Raw genomic sequence first — 23,436 nt, forward strand, 5'->3', positions numbered from 1 at the left:
GAACCGCCGAGCGGAACAGACCACTGACTCACGGCCGGTTCCCCGCGCCGCCCGGCGCTGTGTCCCCTGTGCCGCCCGGCGCCCTGTTCGCGACCGCGGCGTCGGCCTGCTCGCGCAGCAGTCTGCGCAGGATCTTGCCGGAAGGGTTGCGCGGCACCGTTTCCACGAAGACGAACCGGGCCGGCCGCTTGTACGCGGCCAGCAGGCGCGTGCAGTGCTCTGCCAAAGTCCGTGTGTCCAGCTCGCGCCCGGCCACGACCTGGACGAAGGCCACCGGGACCTGCCCCCAGACCTCGGAGGCGGCGGGCACGGCCGCGACGTCGGCGACGTCCGGATGGTCGCGCAGGACCCGCTCGATCTCGGCCGGGTAGACGTTCTGCCCGCCGCGCAGAATCAGGTCATTGCGCCGGTCGACGACCCAGAAGTATCCGGACTCGTCGACGTACCCGACGTCGCCGGTGTTGAGCCAGCCGCCGGACATCGCCGCCGCGGTCGCCTCAGGGTTCTCCCAGTAGCCCTGCATCAGACCGTCGCCGGAGACGTGCAACGTCCCGATCTCGCCGGCCGGCAGATCGTTGCCGTCGGCGTCGCGCACCCGCGCGACCGCGCCGGTCATCGGCAGCCCGATGCAGGTCGCCCCGCCGATCATCGGCTCGCCGGGCGTGTCCTGTGGCGTGAGGGTGAGCACCGGGCCGCCGCCCTCGGTGATCCCGAAGATGGTTTGCAGCTCGACGCCGAGCGCCTTGCGCGCCGCCTCCGCCAAGTCGGTGGGCATCGGCGCCGCGCCGTGCAGCAGCAGCCGCAGGCTGGCGGCCGGCGTGTCAGAGAGCTGCTTCGTCTCCAGCACGAGCCGCACCATGCTGGGCACCAGGAACGCGTGCTCGATCTGCCAGCGCTCGATCGCGCGCAGGCAGTTCTGCGGCACGAAGCGTTCGAGCACGTACACCGGGCACCCGGCCGCCAGGTAGTCCAGCGCGATGACCATGCTGCCGTGGAACAACGGCCCGGCCTGGAGGAAACGGGTGCCGACCGACGGCCGTACGTCGGCGAGCCAGCTGAGCGCATTCAGTTGGATCGAGCGCTGATCGACCACGACGCCCTTCGAGCGCCCAGTCGTCGCAGAGGTCTGAAGGATGGCGAACGGCGCGGTCAGCGGCGTCGCCGACAGCGGATCGGTACGCGGCGCCGTCTGCGGCACGAAACCGATGTCGCGCGCCGACAGATCCGGGGCCACCCGCGCGAGCCTGGCCAGGCCGGCCTCGTCGGCGATGGCGGCGGCGGGTCGCAGTAGGCTGATGGCGTCGCCGAGTTCCGCGTCGGTGAGCGCCGGGTTGACCGGCGCGGCGACGATGCCCGCGTACGCGCACGCCAGGTAGGTCTCGATCACCTCGACGCGGTTGGCACTGTGCACGAGCAGCCGGTCGCCGGGAGCGAGGCTCTCGCGCAGCGCCCAAGCAGCCGTGCGGGTACGGTCGCGCAGCGCGGCCCAGGCGACCTCGATCCGGCCGTCGGCCAGCGCGATCGCGTCCGGCGTGCGCCGGGCGAGGGCTTCGATCGTCTCAGGCAGCCCCATCGGAGCCTCCGGGACCGGTCAGGATCGAGGCGACCGAGCGGACGCTGACCAGCCCGCTCAGCTCGGACTCGTCGAGCGGGCGCCCCAACTGTTGCTCGCAGCGCAGCGCCACCAGAATCAGCTCGCCCGAGTCGATCCCGGCCATCCGCAGGTCGGCGTCGTCGTCGATCGCCTCAAGCAGCTCCGGTAGTTCCATGACGCTGCGGATCAGGTCGCGCGCCGTCTCGGTGGTCACTGGTCACTCCCCGCGGTAACTGCGTTGTCCGTCGATACAGGGTGTTCGGCCGGCCGCGAGCTCACCCCGGCGAGCGCCCAGGCCGGGGCGGGCCGACCGGCCAGCGTGATCAGCGGGTCGGCGCGCTCGGTGTCGCAGGGCACGAGCCGGTTGAACCGGCCGCCGCGGCAGGCAGCACGGAACCGCTCGGTGCCGGGCGTGGCCCGGGCCAGCAGCTCGAAGACCGGGTCGAGGCACTTCCAGCGGCCGTCCTCGTGCACCTCGGTCCAGGCGTGGTCACTGCCGAGCAGGCCGAGCAGATAGCCACGGCGAGCGCGGGCACGCCGCCCGGTGGCGACGATGCGTCCGGCGAGTACACGGCTGATCACGACGCAGTCGGCGACCCCCTCGGCCCAGGCGCGCTCGTGCTCGTGTCGCAGCGCCTCGGGCACGGACTGGTAGGCCACGTCGCCGGAGACGAGCGCGTCGTATACGTCCTCGTAGAGAGCGAGCACCTCGGGATCGGTGACAGCGTCCTCGGCGCCTGCGATCGTCACCACGGCGGAGATGGCCCCTGATGTACGAGTACTGCTGTGCACGGTGATGCCGGGCGCGTCCCCGTCCAGCGGCAGCAGCCGCCAGTCGTCCGCCGCGGACCCCTTCGGCGGCCAGACCGAGATCTGCCACGTGCGCTCCTCGTACCACGAGCGCGGCTCGCCGGACATGAAGCGAAGCAAGAACCTGCGGGCCAGTTCCGGCACGGTGGTCCCCGAACCGGAGCGCAGGGCGACGTTCGTCAGATCGGTGAAGTCGAACAGCGGCGCGCCGTGCGGGTCCGTCCGGTGCGGGAGTCCGGCCTGCGCCAGCGCCGCGAGCGCCGCGTGGTCCATCGAGAGATGGCGGGTCGCGAGCTGCGCGTCCGCCTCGTACACGGCGAAATCCGGCGGCACGGTGCGCAGCCCGGCCGCCGCGCCGACCAGCACATCCGGTTCGACCAGGGCCTTCACGGCAGTTCGACCCGCCGGGGCAGGCCGACCACGACCTCGGCGAGCGCGCGGGGCGTCAGGTCGTCGAACAACGCGTCGTCCGGAATGGCCACTCCCAGCAGGTCCTCGATCTGCGCTACGGCGCGCAGCACGTGCAGCGACTCCAGGCCGAAGGAGCGAACCGGCAGCTCCGGATCGATTTCGGAGCCGGCCAGGCCGGCCTGCTCGCCGATGGCCGCGCGAACCGCGGCAAGGACGTCATCGGAAGCGGTCATCGCGTCTCCCCCGGCTCCAGATCCGCCAAGACCTGCCGCCGCCGGATCTTGCCGGAGCTGGTGTACGGCAGACTCTTCGGCGGCAGAGCACGGACCTGGACGGCGGCCAGACCCAGCTGTCCGTTGATGTCGTCGCGCAGGGCACCAGCCAGCTTCTCGGCGTCGTCTCCGGTCCGCGCGGTCTCGACGAGTACGAGCATTGCGTCACGACCGCCCTCGTCGGTCCACGGCACCGCCGCGCAGTGCCGCCGGTCGAGCAGCGGCGAGGCGCGCACGATCTCCTCGACGTCCTCCGCGTAGTAGTTCTCGCCGTTGACCGCGATCATGTCCTTGGCCCGACCGGTGATGTAGAGCCCGGATTCGTCGAGGAATCCCAGGTCGCCGGTCTTCAGCCAGCCGTCCGCGGTGAACGGCTGCTCGCTCGCGGGCAGGTTCAAGTAGCCCGACGTGACCGCATCGCCGCGCACCTGCACCTCGCCGACCAGCGCCTTTCCGGGCACTGCGCTGCCCCCGGCGCCCGGGTCGGCGTCGATGCGCAGCTCGATGCCGGAGACCGCCCGGCCGACGCAGGTGACCGTCCGCGACCCGCTCCCGGCGCCGAGGACGGCGCGGTCCATGTCACGCTTGCGCGGAAGCTCGCCGATCCTGGGGAAGGTGACCGGCAGGGTCGCTTCGGCGAGCCCGTAGACCGGGAACATCGTCGCCGGCCGGAAGCCGTGCGGGGCGAACCGTTCGGTGAACGACTCAATGGTCTGCCAGCGCACGTGCTCGGAGCCGTTGAACGCGATCCGCCAGCTGCCCAGATCCAGGCCGGCCACCGCGTCCGGAGCGTCGGCCGCCGCGGCGGTGAGGTAGTCGAAGAAGAAGTTGGGCGCGGGAAGGATCGAGGCCTGCGACGCGGCGAAGGACTTCAGCCACTGCAACGGCCGCTTCACGAACTCCGTCGGCGTCCACAGACAGACGCTGGAACCGCGTACCAGGCCTGCGAGGGTGCCGAACAGGCCCATGTCGTGGAACAGCGGTATCCACACGCCGACGCTGTCGGTGTCCGGATCCCAGTCGGTGTCATAGGAGATCGGCCGCAGGCCCGCCAGGATGTTGCCCTCGGTGAGCATGACGCCCTTCGGCGCCGAGGTACTGCCGGACGTGTACTGGAGCACTGCCAAGCGCCCCGGCTCCGCAGCCGTCGGCGCGAGCACCGGATGCCTGGCGTCGGCGGTCAGCGCCGCGTGGTGGATGAAGCGAGTTGTGCCGCTGCCCGTCTGGAGCCCGGGAATCACGGCAGCGACCAAGTCGTCGAAGATCACTGCGTCGAGCTGCGCGTCCTTGGCGATGCGGGCGATGTGGGCGTTGTAGGCCTCCAGCCCGCGGAATCCGGCCGGTATCGCGAGCGGCACCGCTACTGCGCCGAGTCTGGTCGCAGCGAGGAATACGCGCAGCCACGGCTCGCCGTTGGCCATCAGCAGACCGATACGCAGCTGACCGTCCGACGGCAGCGCGGCGGCCATGGCGCGCGCCGTGCCGTCGGCGTCCTCCAGCAGCCGTTCGAGCGGTATGCGACCGGGTTCCGGCACGGTGTACTGCACGAACGCGCCGCGAGCCGCCTCGCGGGCGATCTCGTCCCAGATCATCGCGCGCCGATCCGGTGGCGGCGCACCTTCCACGACCCGGTCATCGGCAGCTCGTCCCAGCGGCACTGGACGACCGGCGTCCCCGTCGGCAGCCCCGCCGTCTCCGCCGCCTTCGCCCACAAGTCCCGGTCCAGGGGCAGATCGTCGGCCGTGCACACGGTGGCCAGCAGGCCGCCGTCCGCGTCTGGCGTCAGCACGGCCTCCACCAGCTGCGGCAACGCGTCGAGCAACTGATCCTCGATGCGCAGCAGGCTGGGCACCGCATCGGCGCCGTCGGCATCGGACCTGTCGGCGACGCGATCCAGCAATTCGAGCGAGCCGTCCTCGGTGAGCCGCCCGATGTCACCCATCTGCCACCATTCATCCGGCCCCGGCAGCGGCGGCTCGCCGACGATGGACAGTCCACGGCCAGGCGTGCGCGCCTCGATGAAACCGGTGGCTCCGGCGGGCAGCGCGCGCCCCTGGGAGTCGACGACGCGCACGTCGGTGACCCCTGCGAAAGGCTTGCCGACGTCACGCGACGCGGCGCCGTCGAGCCGGGCGAGATCGGCGCGGCGGACGGCGAGCATGGTGACCGGCCCGGTCTCCGTCTGCCCATAGGCCTGGTAGTACACGGGATCCGGCTGGTCCGAGCCCGTCAACAGGGCCCTGACAGTGCGCGGATGCACCGCGTCGAAGCTGGTGATGTAGCGCTCGATGGAGCCGAGCGGCCGTGACGGCCGTTCGGCCAGCGGCTCCCAGCGCATGAAAATGTTCGGGTGTGTCTCCAGCGTCTGCGGCCGGTGCTCGACCAGCTGCCGCTCGACGTCGTCCAGCTCGGGGCTGACCATGGCGAGGAACGGGACGCCGACGGTGAGATGTGCGACCAGGCCGGAGGAGACGCGAGCGTGCACGAACGACAGGCACTTGACGGACAGGCCGTTGACGTCCAGGCCGCGCGCGATCATGATCTGCGGCAGCGCGTGTCCGTACAGTGAATCAGCACTCTGCGCGACCAGCTTCGGCACCGCGGTGGTGCCGGAGGAGTGCGTAATGATCACCGGTCCGTCGGTGGAGCACCCGACCGCCGTGTGCGGCGATTCCGCGTCGAGTACCGGCGCCCACGATGCGCCCGGCGCGTGCAGCGCGAACGTGCGATCCGTCAGCGCGGGCAACGCGTCGGCGTGCGAAGCGAGCCGGGCGACGCCGGCCGCGTCGACCAGCAAGGCAGGGCGTTGCAGCCTGCTGAGGCAGGTGAGCAGCTCCTCCGCCTCCATCCGCACCGAGAGCAGGGCGGGAAGGGCGCCGATCCGGATGGCCGCGCAAGCGAGCGCCTGAATGTCGAAGTGATTCGCCTTCACGATCGCGACCGTCGCCCCTGGACGGATCCCTGCCGCCCACAGGCGATCCGCGTAGCGACTCACCACTTGGGCGAAGTCGCCCATGGTACGCACCTGGACATCGAGCCCGGGCCAAGGCAGATCGGACAGGAAGGGTATCTGCCCGTGCTCTTGCGCCGCGGCCTGCGGAAGCGAGCCAAGGTCGGCTGGATGCACTGTGCAGCCCCTCCTCATTGCAATAGCCGTAACATCAGGCGTTGCATTACATGAGCAGCACCCTACGATGCCGGGAACGCCCCGTGGAGATTCGACCGCTCAGCCGCCGCCAGGCAGGCACCCACACAGGCCAAGGCCCTCGTGAACACGGTCAGCACGCTGACTTAAGCGCGGGGCGACACTATCGCACCGACCCGGTCCCGGCAACCGTTCGCCCAACCCGGCGAAGTGCCTGGATGGTGATCGACAGCACCTGGCACTCATGAACACAGCAGTCATCAACACGGTGCCCATCGACACGACGCTCATGAACACAGTGCCCATGAACACAATGCTCACGATGGGGCGTCTTGATGCCCCGTCACCGCCGACAGCGCGGCGGGGCCACTGGCCACAGGCTGCCCGTTTCGCCGCACGACCGCGAAGGAGGTGCGTAGTCCATTCTTGATCAAGGGGACAGCGGGCGCTCCACGGCTACATACAGCTATATGCAGCAGCCACGCGAGCCCCAGGCTGATGACTACCGCCAACGCGAGCTGACATAGCCGTTCCACGAACTGCGGAACCGGTTGATCAGTTCCGAGCCAAGCTTCTCGTGCAGCAGGTAGAAGGGGCGCTCAAGGCTCCGGCCGCGGTCAGCCAGCGCCACCGCACCCAGTCGAAGGCCCCGAGCCCGGCAGGCGAGCACGACGCCGAAGAGCACGTAGAAGCGCAGTTCGTACCAGAGCGTCCAGTGCACCGGGTGCTGTGGTGCAGTCACTGACCGGCTGGGCTGGGACAGTGCTCGCGGGTCGGGATCAAAGTGTGCGTTCGCTGATCTGCGGCTCTCCCATGGCCTGAGCGTGCAGGTTCCAAAAATGGGCCGCCGCGCTTCCTGCCTGCTGCGCTTCTCTCTCAACGTCCTGGAGAAACGTCCTGTCGCTGCCGGAAACGGGATCATTCGGTCCCTGATCATCTGCAAAAGCCAGGTACATCGAGTCGGCCGCAGCACGGTTGGCCCAGAAGTCGTGCAGCAACGTCACCATGTGTGGCCCGTCCGGGACTTGATTGACATCCAGCTGCTTTACCTCGTAGGCCTGCTGCATTCGAAGAGTTGCGGCGGCTTCGATCAAGACGTCTCGTTCGCTGTCGCGACCCGCTCCCAGGTCCGCTGGAACATCGGCGTCCACATGCAGCGACTGTTGCCAGCAGATGACGTTGTAGAGGTTTTCGATCTGGAGGCGGCCGACAGAGCCCACAGCCTCGATTTGGGCTGGCATAGTCGGACGGTTGATAGCCCCCGCCGCACCAAGGATGACCAGCAGGACCATCCCGGTAGCAAGCACTGCCGATAGGCGCCGGGCACCGAACTTGTAGCGTCGGGCCAGCGGCGGGGGCGCGACCGCGACAACCATTGCCACGGGCGTGGAGCGTTGCGTGCGGCCAACCTTGTCGGCCGACGGGGTTGCCTCGTGATTGTCCCGATCAACAGGCCGTGCTGCGCTGCCGCGTACCTGCTGCGCCGCCAGCATCTGCCTGCGTTCACGCCAGGGCCCGGGATCGCCGCCGCATGCCTGCACATACGCCAGCGTCACATCCAGTGACGGCAGCGCGGTACCGGAAGCGGCGATGGACAGCGTGCTCGCGGAATAACCGGCGCGCCTGGCCAGCGTCCGGTAGGGCGGCATACCCGCCTTCTCCCGCAACTCCCGCAGATCATGCGCGAAAGCCTCGACCGGCCCGGCCAAAGGGTCCAGCGGCTTTTCAGTGCGCGGCATGCATCCCCCATCCAAACAAACGTCTCCGGCCCGACCGACACCGATGAAGCGGTTACCCCTAACCGCCCCGGGTCTTGCTGCTCACAAGGCATCTGCGGGCGCAGAAATTATCAGATCCCTGCGACGAGTGTCGACAAGGAACCCACTGAACGCAAGCGGCCACCACCTCGGATCACAAGCACCGCGCCGCCAAGTTGTTCCGTGTTGTTCACTACGTGTCCTCGACTGCTGCGAATCAACAACACAGCGCCTATGACCGATGTGTACCAACTGGCCCGGCTCGATACGACGCCTGCGACACAGCACTTGCTGCTCGCCGAGATCGGGGGCAAGCGACGTGGGCCAGTTACATCGGCCAGTTACATCACAGGAAGGAATGAGAACGATGATCGGAAGAATCCGACGACTCGCAGCAGTCGTGGCGGTTGCCGCCACACTGCTGGGCATCGGCACGACGAGCGCGCAGGCCGCGACGACGCGCACCGCAGTCGCGCACCCGGCTGTCGGCTACAGCGTCCAGGGCTGGGCCCGCGCTTCGAGCGGTCTGAGCGTGCGCTCCGGCCCCGGCGCCGGCTTCCCCTCCCTCGGCTCGCTGCCGTACAACACCGAAGTCACCATCTACTTCTACGAGAACGGCTCCAACGTCTCGGGTGACTCCTACTGGGATGTGATCATCTACGGGAACCAGTACGGCTTCATCTCCGACTACTGGACCTACACCGGCGGGAACATCACCGGCCAGGTTTCCAACTGGGAGTTCACCACCGGCGTCGCAAAGGACCCGAGCGGACTGAACATCTACGCAAGCCCGGGCACCGGTCCGGTCCAGGGCTCGATCCCGAACAACGCCTTCGTCCCGCAGGTCAACTGCTACGCCACCGGACCCTCCGTCGGCGGTGACTCGTACTGGGACTACGTCGACTACGGCTCAGCCTCCGGATACGTGTCAGACTACTGGCTCTACACCGGCACGAACATCACTACGCAGGTCACGCACTGCTGATCCGCCAAGCTACTTGCACCAGCGTCCCTTCACCTCCGAGTCCGCTAAGGGGGTGAAGGGACGCAACACGTGGCGCCGCTCGGATGCCATCAATGATTTGATCATCAGCGGAATCATTGCTCATGACTTTTCCGCCCTCATCGACGATTTCCAGAATCTACAGAACGCCACGCTGGAGGGAAGCGTGGAAAGTTCCGCCGCCAACGCGGTAAACGCCCAGATCACCATGGACGGCCAAACGCTCATCACGGACTGCGACAGTGGTTGATGGCATCCGTGACGAACCTTGGGCCCCCACGTTCAGCCAACAGACCTGTCCTGGTACACCAACCGCCATGCCGAACACATCGCGCAACTGGTCAGCGGCAGTAGGCGGAGAAGACCGCGACGCGAGGACGGCGACGCCCAGCAGAGCAGCGTCAAGGGCGCGACTGCCCGGGTTTGGGTCACCATCCCCGACCGCGGCAGCCGTTTGGGGTACTGTCAGTAGGGCGAGGTTGCTTCTCGGTGAGGATGAGCGGGGTGACTGTCGGCGTGTGGGATGAGGGGAATCCGGTCGCCCGGATTGATTCGAGCCGTCCCCACAGTGCGCGTGTTTACAATTATCTGTTGGGCGGCAAGGACAACTACCCGGTGGACCGGGAGGCCGCCGAGGTGTTTCTCAGCAGGTTCCTGGATGCCGCGGTGTTGTGTCGCATGCAGCGGCGGTTCCTGGGCCGAGCGGTGCAGTACCTGGTCGCCGAGGCCGGTGTGCGCCAGTTCCTGGACATCGGCACCGGGCTGCCCACAGCCGACAACACCCACCAGGTCGCCCAGCGTGTCGATCCAACCTGCCGGGTCGTGTACGTGGACAACGACCCACTGGTACTGGTGCACGCGCAAGCGCTGCTGACCAGTACCCCCCAGGGCGCCTGCGACTACGTGCGCGCCGACGTGCGCGAACCCGAGCACATCCTGAGCGAGGCTGCCCGCACCCTGGATTTCACCCAGCCCATCGCGTTAATGCTGCTGGCGGTCCTGGGGCAGATCCCCGACACCACCGGCCCCGACGACCCCACGGCGCTCGTACCCCGCCTGCTACAAGCACTACCGGCAGGCAGCTACCTGGTCATCTCGGACGCGACCAACATCGACGAGTCGTTCAACGAGGCCGAAAGGGAATACAACAACACCACGGGCGGCACCCACCACCTGCGCAGCCCACAACAAATCGCCGCCCTGTTCACCGGCCTGGACCTGGTCGCACCCGGCATCGTCCCCATCACCCAATGGCGCCCCGAACCCCTCGACATCGGCACACTTCCCGTGGACATCTCCCTGAGCGGCGTCGCCCGCAAACCGTGACGCCGCGACCAACCAACGCCACGACGCCGTGGTTCATCCCGGGCCTGGCCGCGCAACGCACCCTGCCAGCCGCCAAATAATGGATCGACTTCGTGGCCTACAGGAGTTGGCGCAAACCATGCGGTCTCCGGAGAACACCAATACCAGGTGCTGGGTCGGCACGAACGGCGGTGGCGCTGCCAACGTGTGGTTCGCGGTTCTTCACGGGTACCGGCTCGGTGCAGGCCAGCGCTAGCCAGGGCTAGCGCTGCCTCCTCACAGGCGTACCTTGAATGAAGAACTCTGTTGTCTATGCAGAGTATTCACCGAACGGGTACGACTGCCCGCATTTATCTCAAAGCTCTTACTTCTTTTTTTACTCCTGAACTCACTGGTGTTGTCGGGTTATGAGACCGGCGTGACGTGCTCGATCTTCAGGTAGGCGGTGGCCGTGACACCCGGGGTTCCAGCGCCGACGCTGATGCGCACGGTCACGGCCAGCTCAGTGGCCTGGCAAGCGGCGGGCACGAGGTAGGTGGTGTTCTCGGCGAGTTCCTGGCCCGGGGCGTAGGTCGCTGAGCGGATGAACGGGTCGATCACCGGGCAGCCAGCCGGGAACCCGGTCCCGCTCAGCGAAATCCACTGACCGGTCCACTGCTCACTCGTGGTGACGCTCGTGTTCGTGCAGTTGGTGGTGATCAGGTCGGCGGTGGAGGATTGGCCCGCGAACACCTGGGCCGGGTTGAAGGCGAAGCCGTTGATCTCGATCGGCCCGGCCGTGGTGCAGGCCAGCGCGGCGTGCGCGCTCGCGGAGGCAGGGCCGGTGGCCACGAGGTTCAGGCAGAGGGCGGTGGGAGCGGCCACGAGCAACGCGGCGCTGCGCAGCTTGCGATTCATTCTTCGGTTCCCTTTCTCGCGTGTGGGCGCGATGCCCTCATTACTATCGGAGCGGGACGCAATGATCGCAATGTTCTCCGACGGCCTTTAGCAGACGCCTGATTAATCCGATACTTCCAGAGCATGTAAGTTACATGTCCGATGTTTGCTATATAAGCCATCTGTAGGAAGAGGTCTTGCACTGCAATTGATTGCGCTGCCTAACCTGTCGGCGAAGCTGCCGGATGGGCAGTATGCGTGACAGCGAATCGGAGGCTGCTATGAGGCGGAAGGGTTGGCTGGGCGCGAGCGCCACCATCGGGGGTGGACTGGCTCTGGCACTGATCGGCGCATCTCCCGCGCCTGCGGTGATGCGTGCATCACAAGGCGCGTCGGGACCCACACCGACGCCGGTCTCGACCTCGACCCCACAGCCCACACCCACGAGCGGGCCTGGGCTGGTGTTCGTCGCCAACGCGGATTCAGGACCGGTGACCGCGTACAACCCCGCCAGTTCCGGAGCGGTCACCCCGGCGCGCACCGTCAACAACCCGCAGAACCCCAACACGGTGTGGGACCCGTGGGGCGTCGCCTTCGACAGTTCCGGAAACATGTTCGTGCAATCGTTCCTGTCGGACGCGACCACCTTCGTCTACCCGCCCGGCGCGGGCAGCACCAGCGCCCCCTCACGCATCTTCCAGGCCAACGAGCCGGACAACAACGCGATCGCCGTGGACTCCAGCGGCTACGAGTACGTCGTGGGCGGCGAATCGGGCCCGACGATCGCAGTGGAGGCTCCAGGCGCCAGCGGCGTTGCGAGCAACCTGTACCACGTGCCGCCGCTGCGCGAGATCCCGCTGCCCGGCGGGTTCAACCCGTGGCCGAGCATCCTGAGCGTAGACAGCCAGAACGAGGTACTGGCCGCCGTCACCACTGCGCAGGGCAACTCCATCCAGGTGTTCAGCGGCGGCGCGTACGGCGGCACCAACCCGCTGCGGGTCATCTCCGGCCCGGACACCGGCCTGGGATCGTGCAGCGCGCCCTCGCCGTGCACCGAACTGTCGATCACGTACTCATCCCTGACCGGCGAAATCTACGCTGCGGTCAGCGACGGCACCTCGACGCGCATCCTGGTCTTCGCCGGCAACGCCTCCGGTGACGCGGCGCCGATCCAGAGCATCGAAGGGCCGAACACCGGCCTCGCCGGCAACGTGATCACCGGGATCGCGGTCAGCCCCGCCGACGCAACCATCTACGCCATGGTCAAGGGCTCGGAGTTCGCCGCCGGGCAGGTCAACGCTTACGCCTCATATGCGCAGGGCAACACCACCCCGCTGCGGTCGTTCACCGACGCCTCATCAGGCTTCGCCGACGCGGAAGGCATCGCCATCCACTAGATCGTCACGTCGCGGATCAGGGCGGACGCAGGAGGCCCAGGTCCACGTGCCGAACTCGGTCCAGGCCATCCAACTGGAAGCATGGCTCCAGTTGGATGGCCTCATTGCTGCTCCACTGCTACTCCGATTCGGCGGCGGTGGGGCTGATGTCGGTCACCGATGGCGGCGTTTCACCGCACGCGGCGACCCAGTGGTAGGCCGCGTACGCGTTGTCCATGTCCAAGCGGCTTCAATGCGCCGACCGCAGAGAGCACGCGAGCAGCCGTGAGCAGGTAGGAGTACTTCGCACCCGCGCGTTTGGCTCGCATTCGCATGCCTTGGATGGCGACGAAGCCCTCCTCGATTACGAGCACGTCGTGGACGATCTCGGTGGAGATGACCCACCTATCCGGGCTGAGTCGGGCTGTTCCAGCGCCGTCGAGCGAGATAATGAGCTGACAGCACCCGTCGCAATCGGGCGTCTCGTCCCACGCGGAGCAGATCGGGTCTCGGAGTCGGGTGGCGGCCCCGGAACGAGTGAATGCGGGTATGCGACGCCTTGAGACGGCGCGGGTCCGGGTACTGTGTCCGGCGGACGGCGGACAGCCGCCGCACAAACCGCAGGAGGCCTGGTGGTGACGACGGTTCCGCGTGAGCGGATGGTGGCAGTGCTCGATCGGGAGTGCGGCACTCCTGCATTCAGCGCTGCGGCCGAGGCCGAGGCGGACTTGCTCGGCCTGCAAGTCACGGGCCTGGGCCAGGTCCGGTTCCCGATCACTCCGGCGCAGGCACGCAAGCTGCGCGATCTGGGCGCGCCGGCGCGGTACGGCCGCGGCACCGAGACGCTGACCGACGCGTCGGTACGCGACACCTGGGAGGTACCGCGCGACGCGGTGACCGTCCGCTGGGGTGAGGGGTTCGCGCCGCTGCTCGATGCGCTGCGCGAACAGCTGGGTCTGCCGTCCTCGTGCGCGCTGCGCGCCGAACTGCATTCGATGCTCGTCTACGAGCGGGGGCAGTTCTTCCTGCCGCATCAGGACTCGGAGAAGCACGACGCGATGGTCGGCACGCTGGTGGTCACGCTGCCGTCCCGGCACACCGGCGGAGAACTGGTCGTCGAGCGGGGCGGGGCGACGATGCGGCACCACGGCTCGGCGTCCAAGCTGGCGCTGGCCGCCTTCTACGCCGACTGCCGCCACGAGGTGCGACCGGTGAGGACCGGCAACCGGATCGCGCTCACCTTCAACCTGCTGCTCGACGGCGCGAGCGCACCCGCAGCGGATGAGAACGCCGTCGCAGTCGGCGACCTGGCGCGGCATCTGCGCGAGCACTTCACGACTCCGATCACGCCGGCCTATTCCCGGGCGCCAGCCGTCCCGCCGGACCGGCTGGTCTACCTGCTGGACCACGAGTACACCGAGCGGGGCCTGGACTGGGCCCGGCTCAAGGGCGCGGACGCCGCCCGGGCCGCGCTGTTGCGCGCCGCGGCAGGCCAGACCGGCTGCCGGGTGATGCTGGCCCTGTGCGAAATCCAGGAGACCTGGGACGCCTACCCGACCGGCGAGGACGACGACTGGTACGACGACGCAGAGGACGATGACGACGGGGAGGCAGAGGGGGACGGCGACGGGGACGCAGACCGCGACTACGAGCTGAACGACCTGATCGAAAGCGCGACCCGGCTGGTGCGCTGGACCGACCCGGACACCGGCCGCGCCGAGGAGATCACGCTGGACGTGGACGAGACCGAGCTGTGCGCCGGGACCGCGAACAGCACGCTGTCGCCCTATGAGCAGCAGTACGAGGGCTACATGGGCAACTACGGCAACACCCTGGACCGCTGGTACCGGCGCGCCGCGCTCGTGATCTTCCCCGTGGACCGGGAGTTCGCCAACCGGGCCGAGGCGTCCCCGCACTGGGCCATGACGCAGATCGGCAACCGGGCCCGGGCCGGAGACCTGGCCGGCGCGCGGGCCGACGCGGCGGACCTCGCGCCGTTCTGGGCCGCCTCGATCCGCCAGAGCCCGCAGCCGGACGCGCTGGTCGAGACGCTTGGCACGGCGCACGTCCTGGACGATGCGGCCACCGCGGCTTTGCTGCTGACGCCGTTTCGCGTCGAGCACCTGACCTCCGCCGCCGCCACTGCGCTGGCCCAGCTCGCCGGCCAGTACGGCGCCGCGTGGACCGGCAAGCTTCTGCGCGGATGGTTCGGCCCTGAGAACCCCCACGAGCTCAGCTTCACACCCGGGTACGGCTCCGAACGGCTGGAGTGGTACGCCGCGCTGCCCGACCTGTGCCGGGCCCTGCGGGGAACCAGCTCCGCCGAGGGTTGGACGGCAGCCCGAACCCTCGCGGAACTGTCCTGGCGGCGGCTGCACGCCGAAGCCGACGCACTGTCGGCCGTCACCGCCCCGAGCCTGCGGACGCAGAAGCTGGCCGAACTCGGAGCACCGCTCGCCGCCACTCTGGCCGCCGCGCAGTACTGCGGGGCGATCGCGCTGGCCGAGCAGATCACGCGGCAGCTCGGCGAACTCGGCGAGGACGGAACCGTCTGGCTGCTGTCCGCCCTGCGCACCGCCGCGGCTCTGCCCGAACAGCCGCCGATCGGGGCAGCCTTCGAATCCCTCGCTTCCGACTGCGACCGCCGGTTACGCCGTCGGCTCGACCGACCGGTCCGGGCCGCCGACGACTGGTCGATCGTTCTTGCGGCCCCCTGTCCCTGCGCGCTGTGCGAGGTGCTGTCCGGTTTCCTCAAGGACCCGGCTCGCCGCGTGCACGAGTGGCCGCTGGCCGAGCAGAACCGCCGACACGTCCACTCCCGCATCGACCGCTACGAGCTGCCGGTCAGCCACGAGACCCGGCGTCAGGGCCGCCCCTACACCCTGGTTTTGACCAAGCAGGACAAGCTCTTCGGCGCCGAGCGCGCCGCCCGGGCGCAGGACCAGGCAGACCTGGCCTGGCTCGCCGCAACCTGGCCGGAGGCGGCCGGACACCGATAACACCAGCACCGCCCGACCGGGGCGCACGCATCCGGTCAGGCCGCCACCATCGCGGACTATGTCAACCTGGCGATATGGTGGGCGGGTGGATGGACACCAGTCGGCTCGGTGAGCGCAGTCGACGGCGATCGTGCGGTCGTCTGAGCCGACACGGGGGACGCGGCGAGGACGAGCGGTCGCCGGACGACTCTGTCCGGCGACCGCCGCCGTCGACGGCTGATTCAGCAGGGGCTGGTGCCCTGCCATGCCGCGACGGTGTCATTGGCCGTGAAGCTGCTGCCCGCGCCCTGGAACGCGAAGCTGCGGTTGTTCACGTAGCCGCAGGCGCTGGTTTCCTCGACGCTGGTCCAGGCGCCGAGGGTGTACTTGTATTGGAGCGTCACGCTCGGGGCGCTGGTGACGGTGATCTTCCAGTGTGTGGCGTCCACCTTCGTCATCGGGTACAGCGCGGCGTTCCAGTCGTTCGCCGACGACATCCCGGTTCCCAGGGCGCTGAAGTTGCCTGAGATGTAGACCGTTGCGGTGCTGGGAGTGCTCGCCGGCACGGTCACGGTGACGACCGCAGCAGCCGAGCCGCAGGTGTTCGGTCCGGCCCAGTTTCCGACGGCGTCGGCGACGCTGCCGCCGTCGACTGCCATCGAGCGGTTGTTGACGTAGGCGCAGCCGGTGGTCTCCTCCACGTTGTTCCAGTTGCCGCCGAGGTCGTACTTGTACGACAGCGTCGTGCTGGACGCGGCCTGGATGGTGGCCGTCCAGTGGGTGGCATCCACGCGGGTCATCGCCACGCCGTTGGCGGCCCAGTCGGCCTGGCCGCCTCCGAGCACGGACAGGTTCCCGGCGAGGTAGACCGTCTGGGCGGCGGTGTCGGTGTTCACCGGCACGGTGACGGTGACGTGCTCGGTCACCCCGCCTCCGCCGACCGGGTTGACGGTCCAGCCGAAGCTCGTCGAGCCGCTGGCCGTCCCGGAGGATGCGGTGACGGTGACCGTCGAGGAACCGGTGGTCGTCGGGGTGCCGGTGATCAGACCGGAGGAGCTGATCGACAGGCCGGCCGGGAGGCCGGTGGCGGTGTAGGTCAGTGCCTTGCCCGCCGTGTCGCTCGCGCTGATCTGCACCGAGACCGCGGTGCCCACAGTGGTGCTCTGCGTACCCGGGTTGGAGACCGTCACGGTCTCGCCCGCGGCACAGGTGCCGTAGTGCTGGCAGACCGCTGCCGGGGTGTCGACGGTCTTGCCGGCCGAGATGTCGATGGCCAGGCGGACGAACTGCGCCATGGTCCACATCAGCGGGGTCGAGGAGTTGTCCGGCTGGCCCTGGGTGAAGCCGTCGGCGCTGGCGGTCGGCCAGATCTGCTCGGAGATCTGCGATCCGGCGTTGGCCGCGTTCGCCATCGAGTTCAGCATCGCCGTGGCGTCGGTGGTGTTGCCGACCTGCACGTCGTACTCGCCGCGCTCGCCGGACAGCACCGGCCAGGGACGGCCGACGCCGGCTCCGGTGTAGTCGCCCCCGGTCGAGGTCTCGCCGTAGCCGTCGTGGTTGTAGCGGTTGAAGTAGCTGCCGAAGCCGGGGATGTTGGTGCGGATCGTGGCGTCGACCGCGGCCAGGGAGTTCGTGATCTGCGTCGAGGACGCCGGCTTCACGCCGAGGCGGGAGAGCTCCAGGAAGCCCTGGTCGACGACGGCCCGCTGGTCATAGCTTCCGCCGCCGTTGGAGATGCCGATCGTGTCGGCGGCGTTGGGGTTGGCGTTGGGCGTGATGCGCACGTAGTACGAGCCGTTCCCGATGGGGCCCGTGGTCGTGTAGGTGTCGGAGTCGACTGCGGACTGCATCGCGTCGGCCTTCGAGAGGTACGTCGAGGCCAGCGACGAGTTGCCGTTGGCGGTGGCGATGTTCGCCGCGCACACCAGGCCGGCGATCTCGGCGGCCATCGTCGAGGGCGAATACCCGCCGTTCTCCTCCCAGCGCTCCTGGCCGGTGTACGGGCCGTTGCTCACGATGTAGTTGGCCAGCAGCTGCACCTTGCCCCAGGTCGTGGCGTCGGTGCGGCCGAGTTGGTAGGCCAGGATGATGGGGAAGGCGACCTCGTCCTCCTGGGTGCCGCTCCACATCTGGTTGCCGTTGAGCCACGAGTTCTGCTTCACGTACCCGCTTGAGGTCTCCTCGTAGTTCATCAGGTAGGTCAGCGCGTCGGAGGCGTCCGTCGTGTCACCCGCGGCCAGAAGCGCCGAGGCCATCTGGAACTCGTCGCGGGTCCACACCAGGTGGTAGCCGTGCTGCCCGGCGCTGTTGGCGCTCAGGCTCGCTCCCCATGGCATGTTCGGCGCGGCGACGAAGCCGCCGACGTAGTTCTTGTCCTCGTCTGCCTTCACCTCCATCAGCGAGACGTCGTACTGCTGGAGCAGCTTCGCGTTGCCCGAGACCGAGGCCGGGGCCGCGTGCAGGCCGGAAACCCAGGTGTGCCAGCCGGAGCGGAACGAGGTCTCGGCCGAGGCGAATCCGGTGCCCAGCGACGCCGACGCGTCCGAGACCGCCGCGGCGGTGGTGGCGTCGAACGCCAGGGCCAGGGTGAACGTGGTCGATCCGCTGGCCGCGACCGGGATCTGTGCGGTCTGCGTGATGTGCCCGGCGCTGGTCACACCGGTGTAGCTGGTGGACAGCGAGTGCGAGGAGTTCAGGATCGACGCACCGTCGGTGGAGGTCCCGGCGTAGCCGGTGCTGGTGGCGGTGAAGCCGGTGGAGGCGGCCATCGCGCTGGCGACCGAGCCGTTGCTCGCGGTCAGGTCGTTGCTGGCGCCGTCGGTCCCGCCGGAATTGCCCATGCCGTCGTTGTTCAGCGCGGGGCTGTACTGCGCGTACAGGTACAGCGGGGCGGCCGAGGAGTTCTTGAACGTGGTCTGGATCAGGATGACGGACCGGGCCGGGTCGGCCACGTAGGTCTTGGTGATCGTGTACTTACCGCTCGACGCGGTGTTCGTCTGCTGCCACTCCAGCGACGTGGCGTCCGCCAGGGCCACCGCGTGCGAGGTGTTGGCGACCTCGTTGTCGGTGAACGTCGAGCCGTCGGTCACGTAGTACTGCAACCCGAAGGTGTCCGGGTTGTCCAGCTGCGGGTAGTAGACGTTGCCGAGCTGGCCGTCGCCGATCTCGTACCAGACCTTCGAGGCCGAACCCAGGGCGTCGGCGAAGCCCTGGACGTGCGGCTCGGTCCAGAACGCGTTCGCGCCCGGACCTCCGCCCGCGGTCGCGGCGGCGGCCGGAGGCGCCGACGCGGCCAGTGCGATGGCGGCGAGCGTCGCGGCCGACGCCGCGAGGGCGGTCAGGCGGCGCCGGCGTGCGGATATGCGCGCATGCATAGGTTCTTCCTTGAACCCTTCGAATAGACGCGAGCAGAAAGCGGCCTGGTAGAACAACCAGGACATGTGCGACGACGCGGCTTGCTCCGCGCGTCGCTCGTGCGCGATCATCGATATGTGGGGCGGTTGCTTCCGCATCACATTGTTGTGGGAGGCAACGTATTCCTGTTCCGCAACTTCCGCCAGACCCCCAGCCGGGCCGCGATGGTGACTTTTGTTAAAATCTGCGTGATGAGCAGGATCGCGGTAGTGACCATTACGCGACTTAAGCCAGAAATATCCAAGTTGTGAGCACGGCGACGGACGCATGCATTCGCGATAATCGTTGTGCTACGCAACGAATCCGCGTGGGTCCATGGCCGTGTCGGCTGGGACGTCGGAAGTGTCAAAACCCGGGGGACACTCAAACCGCACCCACAGCGCTGGTGCGCGGCATGCCGCAACGCATCCCGAGCGACGGTGGAAAGCCCTCGCGTTACCGGCTGGCAAGGCACTGCGCCACGCTGCCGACCCCTCGGCCCACTCTGGGAGACCGGCTCACCGCGCGTCACTTCAGTGGGCGCGACCAATACGATTCCTGATACCTCAGCGACATGCCCGACCCTTGACGCTCAGCGACCGCAATCCTAGGCTCCGAATCACCGAACGTGACAGTTCACTTACAAGGGGCGGGCCATCCATGTCGCCGTGCGAACGGCCCGTCCCGTGATATTCGAGGCCTGCATCAGGCCGGTCGTCACGTCTCGGCGCACAGATCCCTTCAGGCTCTTCGAAGTTGGGCCACCCACACCCGGACGGAGGCCGGATCCGCCATGTCTGTACGCCACCGCGCAGCCTGGACCACCGCGCTCGCCACAAGCGCGCTGCTGATCACCACCGCTACCGCGCGCGCCAACGTCACCCTCACCCAGCTGAGCACGGACCCCTTCACCAACTCCACCAGCCAGCACGCCACCGAGGTCGAACCGGACACGTTCTCCTTCGGCTCCACGATCGTCTCCGCGTTCCAGGTCGGCCGCTTCACCGACGGCGGCGGCTCCGACATCGGCTGGGCCACCAGCACCGACTCCGGCGCCACCTGGACGCACGGCTTCCTGCCCGGAATCACCCAGTGGCAGGGCGGCGGCAGCTTCCAGCGCGTCTCGGACGCCTCCGTGGCCTACGACGCCGCGCACAACACCTGGCTGATCTCTTCGATCCCGATCACCTCGACGGTCACCGTGCCCTCCGTCGTGGTCAGCCGCTCCACCGACGGCGGCCTGACCTGGTCCAACCCGGTCACCGTCACCACGTTCGCCGACGCCGGGCTGGACAAGAACTGGAGCGTCTGCGACGACACCGCCACCAGCCCGTTCTACGGGCACTGCTACACCGAGTTCGACGACAACGGCGACAGCAACCGCGAATACATGTCCACCTCCACCGACGGCGGCCTGACGTGGGGCCCGGCCATGCGCACGGCGAACAACGCCACCGGCATCGGCGGACAGCCGGTCGTGCAGCCCAACGGCACCGTCGTGGTACCGGTCGACAACGCGAACGAGACCTCGCTGCTCGCGTTCACCTCCGCCAACGGCGGCGCCTCCTGGTCCGCGACCACGACCGTCACCAGCATCAAGAGCCACACCGAGGGCGGCGGCCTGCGCTCCGGGCCGCTGCCGACCGCGGAGATCGACGCGTCCGGAAAGGTGTACGTCGCCTGGTCGGACTGCCGCTTCCGCAGCGGCTGCCACGCCAACGACCTGGTCTTCACCACCAGCACGAACGGCACCAGTTGGACCGCGGTCACCAGGGTGCCGATCGACGCGACGAACAGCGGCGTCGACCACTTCCTGCCCGGTCTGGCCGTCGACCGCTCCACCTCGGGCAGCAGCGCGCACCTGGGCCTGACCTACTACTTCTACCCGGTCTCCAGCTGCTCCGCGAGCACCTGCCAGCTCGACGTCGGCTTCGTCTCCTCTCCCAACGGCGGCGCGAGCTGGACCACGTCCACCCAGCTGGCCGGGCCGATGAGCCTGTCCTGGCTGCCGAGCACGACGCAGGGACCGATGGTCGGGGACTACATCTCCACCTCGTACGCCGGCGGCACCGCGCACGGTGTCTTCGAGGTCGCCTCGGCCCCCAGCGGCGGAGTTCTCAACCAGGCCAGCTACTCCCCCGCATCGGGCCTGGCCCGTACCCTCACGCCGAACCCGGGCTTCAACACCAGCGCCCTGACGCCTGCGGGGCTGGATCGCCCGGTACCCGGCGCACAGTCCGACCACCCCGCCGCCACGGTCGCCTTGACCAGCCGCTCCACCGAACTCGATCAGGCGGCCCGGGGTGTTCGAGGAGCAGCCGCAAACCGGCGCCAGGAAATCCCCGGATTTGCCGGGCGCCGGTGAACCTCGTTCAACTGGCGTTCGTTTCGCAGGTGGGACCAGGTAGGGGACCGATTCCAAAGGTTCCGCCTTGCCGAAATCGGATGAACACCATGCGATACTTGTCAGTGCACGTGAATGGATTTTCACTCGGAATACCACTCGCCGTCCGGATCGCAGCGCCCCTCGCCGTCGGCGCGCTGCTGGCGGCGAGTTGTTCAAGCAGCACGACGTCGCCCACCGGGGGCGGCGCGAGCGGCGGCGGGTCCGGGCCGGGCGCCGCCGCGGTGGACGCGCACTCCGGGCCGGACGGAACGTACCTGACGGACAGCTCCGGGCGCACGCTCTACCTCTTCATGGCGGACACGGGCGGCTCCTCGAACTGTAACGGCTCCTGCGCCTCGGCCTGGCCGCCGCTGACGACGACCGGCACGCCGGCGGCTGGAAGCGGCGTGACCGCTGCCGATCTGGGCACCGTCACCCGCTCCGACGGGACGAAGCAGGTCACGTACAGCGGCCACCCGCTCTACTACTTCGCCCAGGACACCGCCGCGGGCCAGACCACTGGCCAGGGCAATCCCGGGTTCGGCGCGAGCTGGTGGATCGTCTCGCCCTCCGGCACGGCGATCACGAGCACAGGCGGTGGCTCAGGCACTCCGGCGCCGTCCGGCAGCTCCTCGTCCAAGTCCGGCGGGGGCTGGGCATGAGCGGACGGTGACCGTCTCGACCGATCGCTCGAACCGCTTCTTGGGCGGTCCGGCCGTTCCACCCGCCGACGGGTCGCCCCACGCCTCGGGACGGCCTGTCGGCAACTGGGCGTTCCTCGGCCTCACCGTCACGTCGCTCGGCGGCCCGCTCGCGCTAGCCGCCCTGAACGCGCCGCAGTTGGCCGGCGACGCCAGTGCGTCGGCGGGCTTTGCGATGCTCGCCGCCGCGGCGGTGTTCCTCGCGCCGCTGGTGATCTGGGTGAAGTACGCACGGCACGCGACCGGCAGCGGCGGCCTGTACACCTTCGTCGAGCGAGCCGCAGGCCGACGCGTCGCGCTGGTACAGGCGGCCGTCTGGGCGTTCAGCTATGCGCTGTACTTGATCTACACAACCGTAGCCATCGTCTACGACACACTGCCGCAGGTGCTGCCAGGCGTCAGACCGTATCGGCCGCTGTTGGAGATCGCGATCCCGGTGGCGCTGGCAATCGTCATGCTGGCAGGACGCGCCGTGACGCTGCTGGTCGTCGGCGTTCTGGCGGCAGGCCAACTCGCCCTCGTCGCGGCGCTCGACGTGGTCACGCTCGCGCACAGCGCTCCCACCGCCGCGTCGTTCGGCGCTCGCGCACCGGCCGGCGCACTGGCCACGGCGTCGGCGGGCACGGCGCTGTTGTACATCTGCGGGAGCCTGCCGCTGTTCCTCGGCGCAGAACTCGCCCGCCCCGCGCGCACGGTCTCGCGCATGCTGCCACTCGGCTATCTGCTGGCCGTCCTCGGCATCGTCCTCGCCGTGTTCCCGCTGTCGTCGAACCCTGCTTTCATGAGCGCCCCGATCCCCGGAATGTCGGTGGCGCAGGTCTTCGCCGGACACGGCCTCGCGGTGGCGATCGGCGTCGGTGTCGCGGCGAGCACGGCGGGCGTGATGCTCGTCGAGTACCTCGCGCTCAGCCGCCTGCTGACCGCCGTGACCGCATGGCACCGACGACGCATCGTCGCCGGGCTGGGCCTGACGCTCGTCGCGGCGGCGCCCGTCAGCCTGATCAATCCGGACCGCTTCTACAACGACCTGCTCAAGCCGTCGCTCGGCGCACTGTGGGTCAGCCAGGCCATCGTGTTCGCCGTATACCCGCGCTTCGCAGTGCGCCATGGATCAGGCCGCATACCCGCTTATGCCCTGGCCGGTATCGCGACCGCGCTGTGCGTCTACGGACTCTGGAACACTCTGCACTCCCCCACCACGTGACGACGAACAACACGGCGCACTGTCCCAGCCGCATATGGAACCGAGCGCCGTTGGCTAACCGTGCTGATCCCGCGCTGCGGCCCCATCGCAACACGGCGAGCAAAGGCAGCCGCTACAACGCGGGCATCAACACCCTCATCGTGCAACCCACGGGTAGGACACCGCGGATGGAGACAGCCCTCGCGACGGCTCTCCGCAGCCGGTGGGAGTGTCGTGGGGGGGGCC

18 protein-coding genes are annotated in these 23,436 nt (G+C 68.6%); 8 read left to right on the forward strand and 10 right to left on the reverse strand.

The features are described 5' to 3' along the window. Positions 1-28 precede the first annotated feature (28 nt). The 8 genes from VGS97_RS02935 to VGS97_RS29765 all read right to left on the reverse strand — a co-directional run bounded on the left by VGS97_RS02935 (position 29) and on the right by VGS97_RS29765 (position 7,971). Positions 29-1,573 carry a class I adenylate-forming enzyme family protein gene (locus tag VGS97_RS02935; protein ID WP_326851602.1) on the reverse strand — a complete coding sequence of 515 codons (1,545 nt, stop codon included), beginning with the start codon at positions 1,571-1,573 and terminating at the stop codon, positions 29-31. Continuing rightward, on the reverse strand, positions 1,560-1,808 hold the full coding sequence (locus VGS97_RS02940; RefSeq protein WP_326851603.1) for an acyl carrier protein: 249 nt from the start codon (positions 1,806-1,808) through the stop codon (positions 1,560-1,562). The genes VGS97_RS02935 and VGS97_RS02940 overlap by 14 nt, the downstream gene beginning before the upstream one ends. Next, the gene (locus VGS97_RS02945) at positions 1,805-2,794 is read right to left on the reverse strand and encodes a hypothetical protein (RefSeq protein WP_326851604.1); all 990 of its coding nucleotides are present in this window, start codon (positions 2,792-2,794) and stop codon (positions 1,805-1,807) included. The genes VGS97_RS02940 and VGS97_RS02945 overlap by 4 nt, the downstream gene beginning before the upstream one ends. Next, positions 2,791-3,048: an acyl carrier protein gene (locus VGS97_RS02950; protein WP_326851605.1), complete on the reverse strand. Its 258-nt coding sequence runs from the start codon at positions 3,046-3,048 to the stop codon at positions 2,791-2,793. The genes VGS97_RS02945 and VGS97_RS02950 overlap by 4 nt, the downstream gene beginning before the upstream one ends. Further along, entirely contained in the window at positions 3,045-4,679 is a 1,635-nt protein-coding gene (locus VGS97_RS02955) for an AMP-binding protein (protein ID WP_326851606.1), read from the reverse strand. Before VGS97_RS02955 ends, VGS97_RS02950 begins: the two co-directional genes overlap by 4 nt. Continuing rightward, a complete protein-coding gene (locus tag VGS97_RS02960) occupies positions 4,676-6,214 on the reverse strand; it encodes an AMP-binding protein (RefSeq protein ID WP_326851607.1) in 1,539 nt (512 codons plus the stop codon). Before VGS97_RS02960 ends, VGS97_RS02955 begins: the two co-directional genes overlap by 4 nt. 520 nt (positions 6,215-6,734) lie before the next feature. Continuing rightward, positions 6,735-6,974: a hypothetical protein gene (locus VGS97_RS02965; RefSeq protein WP_326851608.1), complete on the reverse strand. Its 240-nt coding sequence runs from the start codon at positions 6,972-6,974 to the stop codon at positions 6,735-6,737. Between the two features lie 37 nt (positions 6,975-7,011). After that, positions 7,012-7,971 (reverse strand): helix-turn-helix domain-containing protein, encoded by a 960-nt coding sequence (locus VGS97_RS29765; protein WP_326851609.1) that lies wholly within the window; start codon positions 7,969-7,971, stop codon positions 7,012-7,014. A 385-nt stretch (positions 7,972-8,356) separates the two neighbouring features. Here VGS97_RS29765 and VGS97_RS02975 point away from each other — a divergent pair, with 385 nt between their 5' ends. From VGS97_RS02975 to VGS97_RS02985, 3 genes are all read left to right on the forward strand, one after another. Continuing rightward, on the forward strand, positions 8,357-8,974 hold the full coding sequence (locus VGS97_RS02975) for an SH3 domain-containing protein (protein WP_326851610.1): 618 nt from the start codon (positions 8,357-8,359) through the stop codon (positions 8,972-8,974). Positions 8,975-9,026: 52 nt separating this feature from the next. Beyond that, positions 9,027-9,242 carry a hypothetical protein gene (locus tag VGS97_RS02980; protein ID WP_326851611.1) on the forward strand — a complete coding sequence of 72 codons (216 nt, stop codon included), beginning with the start codon at positions 9,027-9,029 and terminating at the stop codon, positions 9,240-9,242. A 245-nt stretch (positions 9,243-9,487) separates the two neighbouring features. Then, entirely contained in the window at positions 9,488-10,318 is an 831-nt protein-coding gene (locus tag VGS97_RS02985; protein ID WP_326851612.1) for an SAM-dependent methyltransferase, read from the forward strand. Between the two features lie 384 nt (positions 10,319-10,702). Here the strand turns inward: VGS97_RS02985 and VGS97_RS02990 are convergent, their stop codons facing one another. Beyond that, positions 10,703-11,194: a hypothetical protein gene (locus tag VGS97_RS02990; RefSeq protein WP_326851613.1), complete on the reverse strand. Its 492-nt coding sequence runs from the start codon at positions 11,192-11,194 to the stop codon at positions 10,703-10,705. A 260-nt stretch (positions 11,195-11,454) separates the two neighbouring features. Between VGS97_RS02990 and VGS97_RS02995 the strand changes: the two genes are divergently transcribed. Together VGS97_RS02995 and VGS97_RS03000 are read left to right on the forward strand one after the other, a co-directional pair. Then, positions 11,455-12,570 (forward strand): hypothetical protein, encoded by a 1,116-nt coding sequence (locus VGS97_RS02995; RefSeq protein WP_326851614.1) that lies wholly within the window; start codon positions 11,455-11,457, stop codon positions 12,568-12,570. Between the two features lie 611 nt (positions 12,571-13,181). Next, positions 13,182-15,548 (forward strand): 2OG-Fe(II) oxygenase, encoded by a 2,367-nt coding sequence (locus tag VGS97_RS03000; RefSeq protein WP_326851615.1) that lies wholly within the window; start codon positions 13,182-13,184, stop codon positions 15,546-15,548. Between the two features lie 221 nt (positions 15,549-15,769). On the opposite strand, the gene VGS97_RS03005 is transcribed toward VGS97_RS03000, so the two are convergent. Beyond that, positions 15,770-18,901, reverse strand: coding sequence for a glycoside hydrolase family 15 protein (locus tag VGS97_RS03005; RefSeq protein ID WP_326851616.1), 3,132 nt, complete (start codon positions 18,899-18,901; stop codon positions 15,770-15,772). Between the two features lie 812 nt (positions 18,902-19,713). Here VGS97_RS03005 and VGS97_RS03010 point away from each other — a divergent pair. The 3 genes from VGS97_RS03010 (at position 19,714) to VGS97_RS03020 (ending at position 23,211) form a co-directional block, all read left to right on the forward strand. Next, the gene (locus VGS97_RS03010) at positions 19,714-21,285 is read left to right on the forward strand and encodes a sialidase family protein (protein ID WP_326851617.1); all 1,572 of its coding nucleotides are present in this window, start codon (positions 19,714-19,716) and stop codon (positions 21,283-21,285) included. A gap of 89 nt (positions 21,286-21,374) precedes the next feature. Beyond that, positions 21,375-21,968, forward strand: a complete 594-nt coding sequence (locus VGS97_RS03015; RefSeq protein WP_326851618.1) for a hypothetical protein — start codon at positions 21,375-21,377, stop codon at positions 21,966-21,968. Between the two features lie 7 nt (positions 21,969-21,975). Continuing rightward, positions 21,976-23,211, forward strand: a complete 1,236-nt coding sequence (locus VGS97_RS03020; protein WP_326851619.1) for a hypothetical protein — start codon at positions 21,976-21,978, stop codon at positions 23,209-23,211. The last annotated feature ends 225 nt before the right edge of the window (positions 23,212-23,436 follow it).

This window comes from Actinocrinis sp. (assembly GCF_035946395.1).
Lineage (GTDB): Bacteria > Actinomycetota > Actinomycetes > Streptomycetales > Catenulisporaceae > Actinocrinis.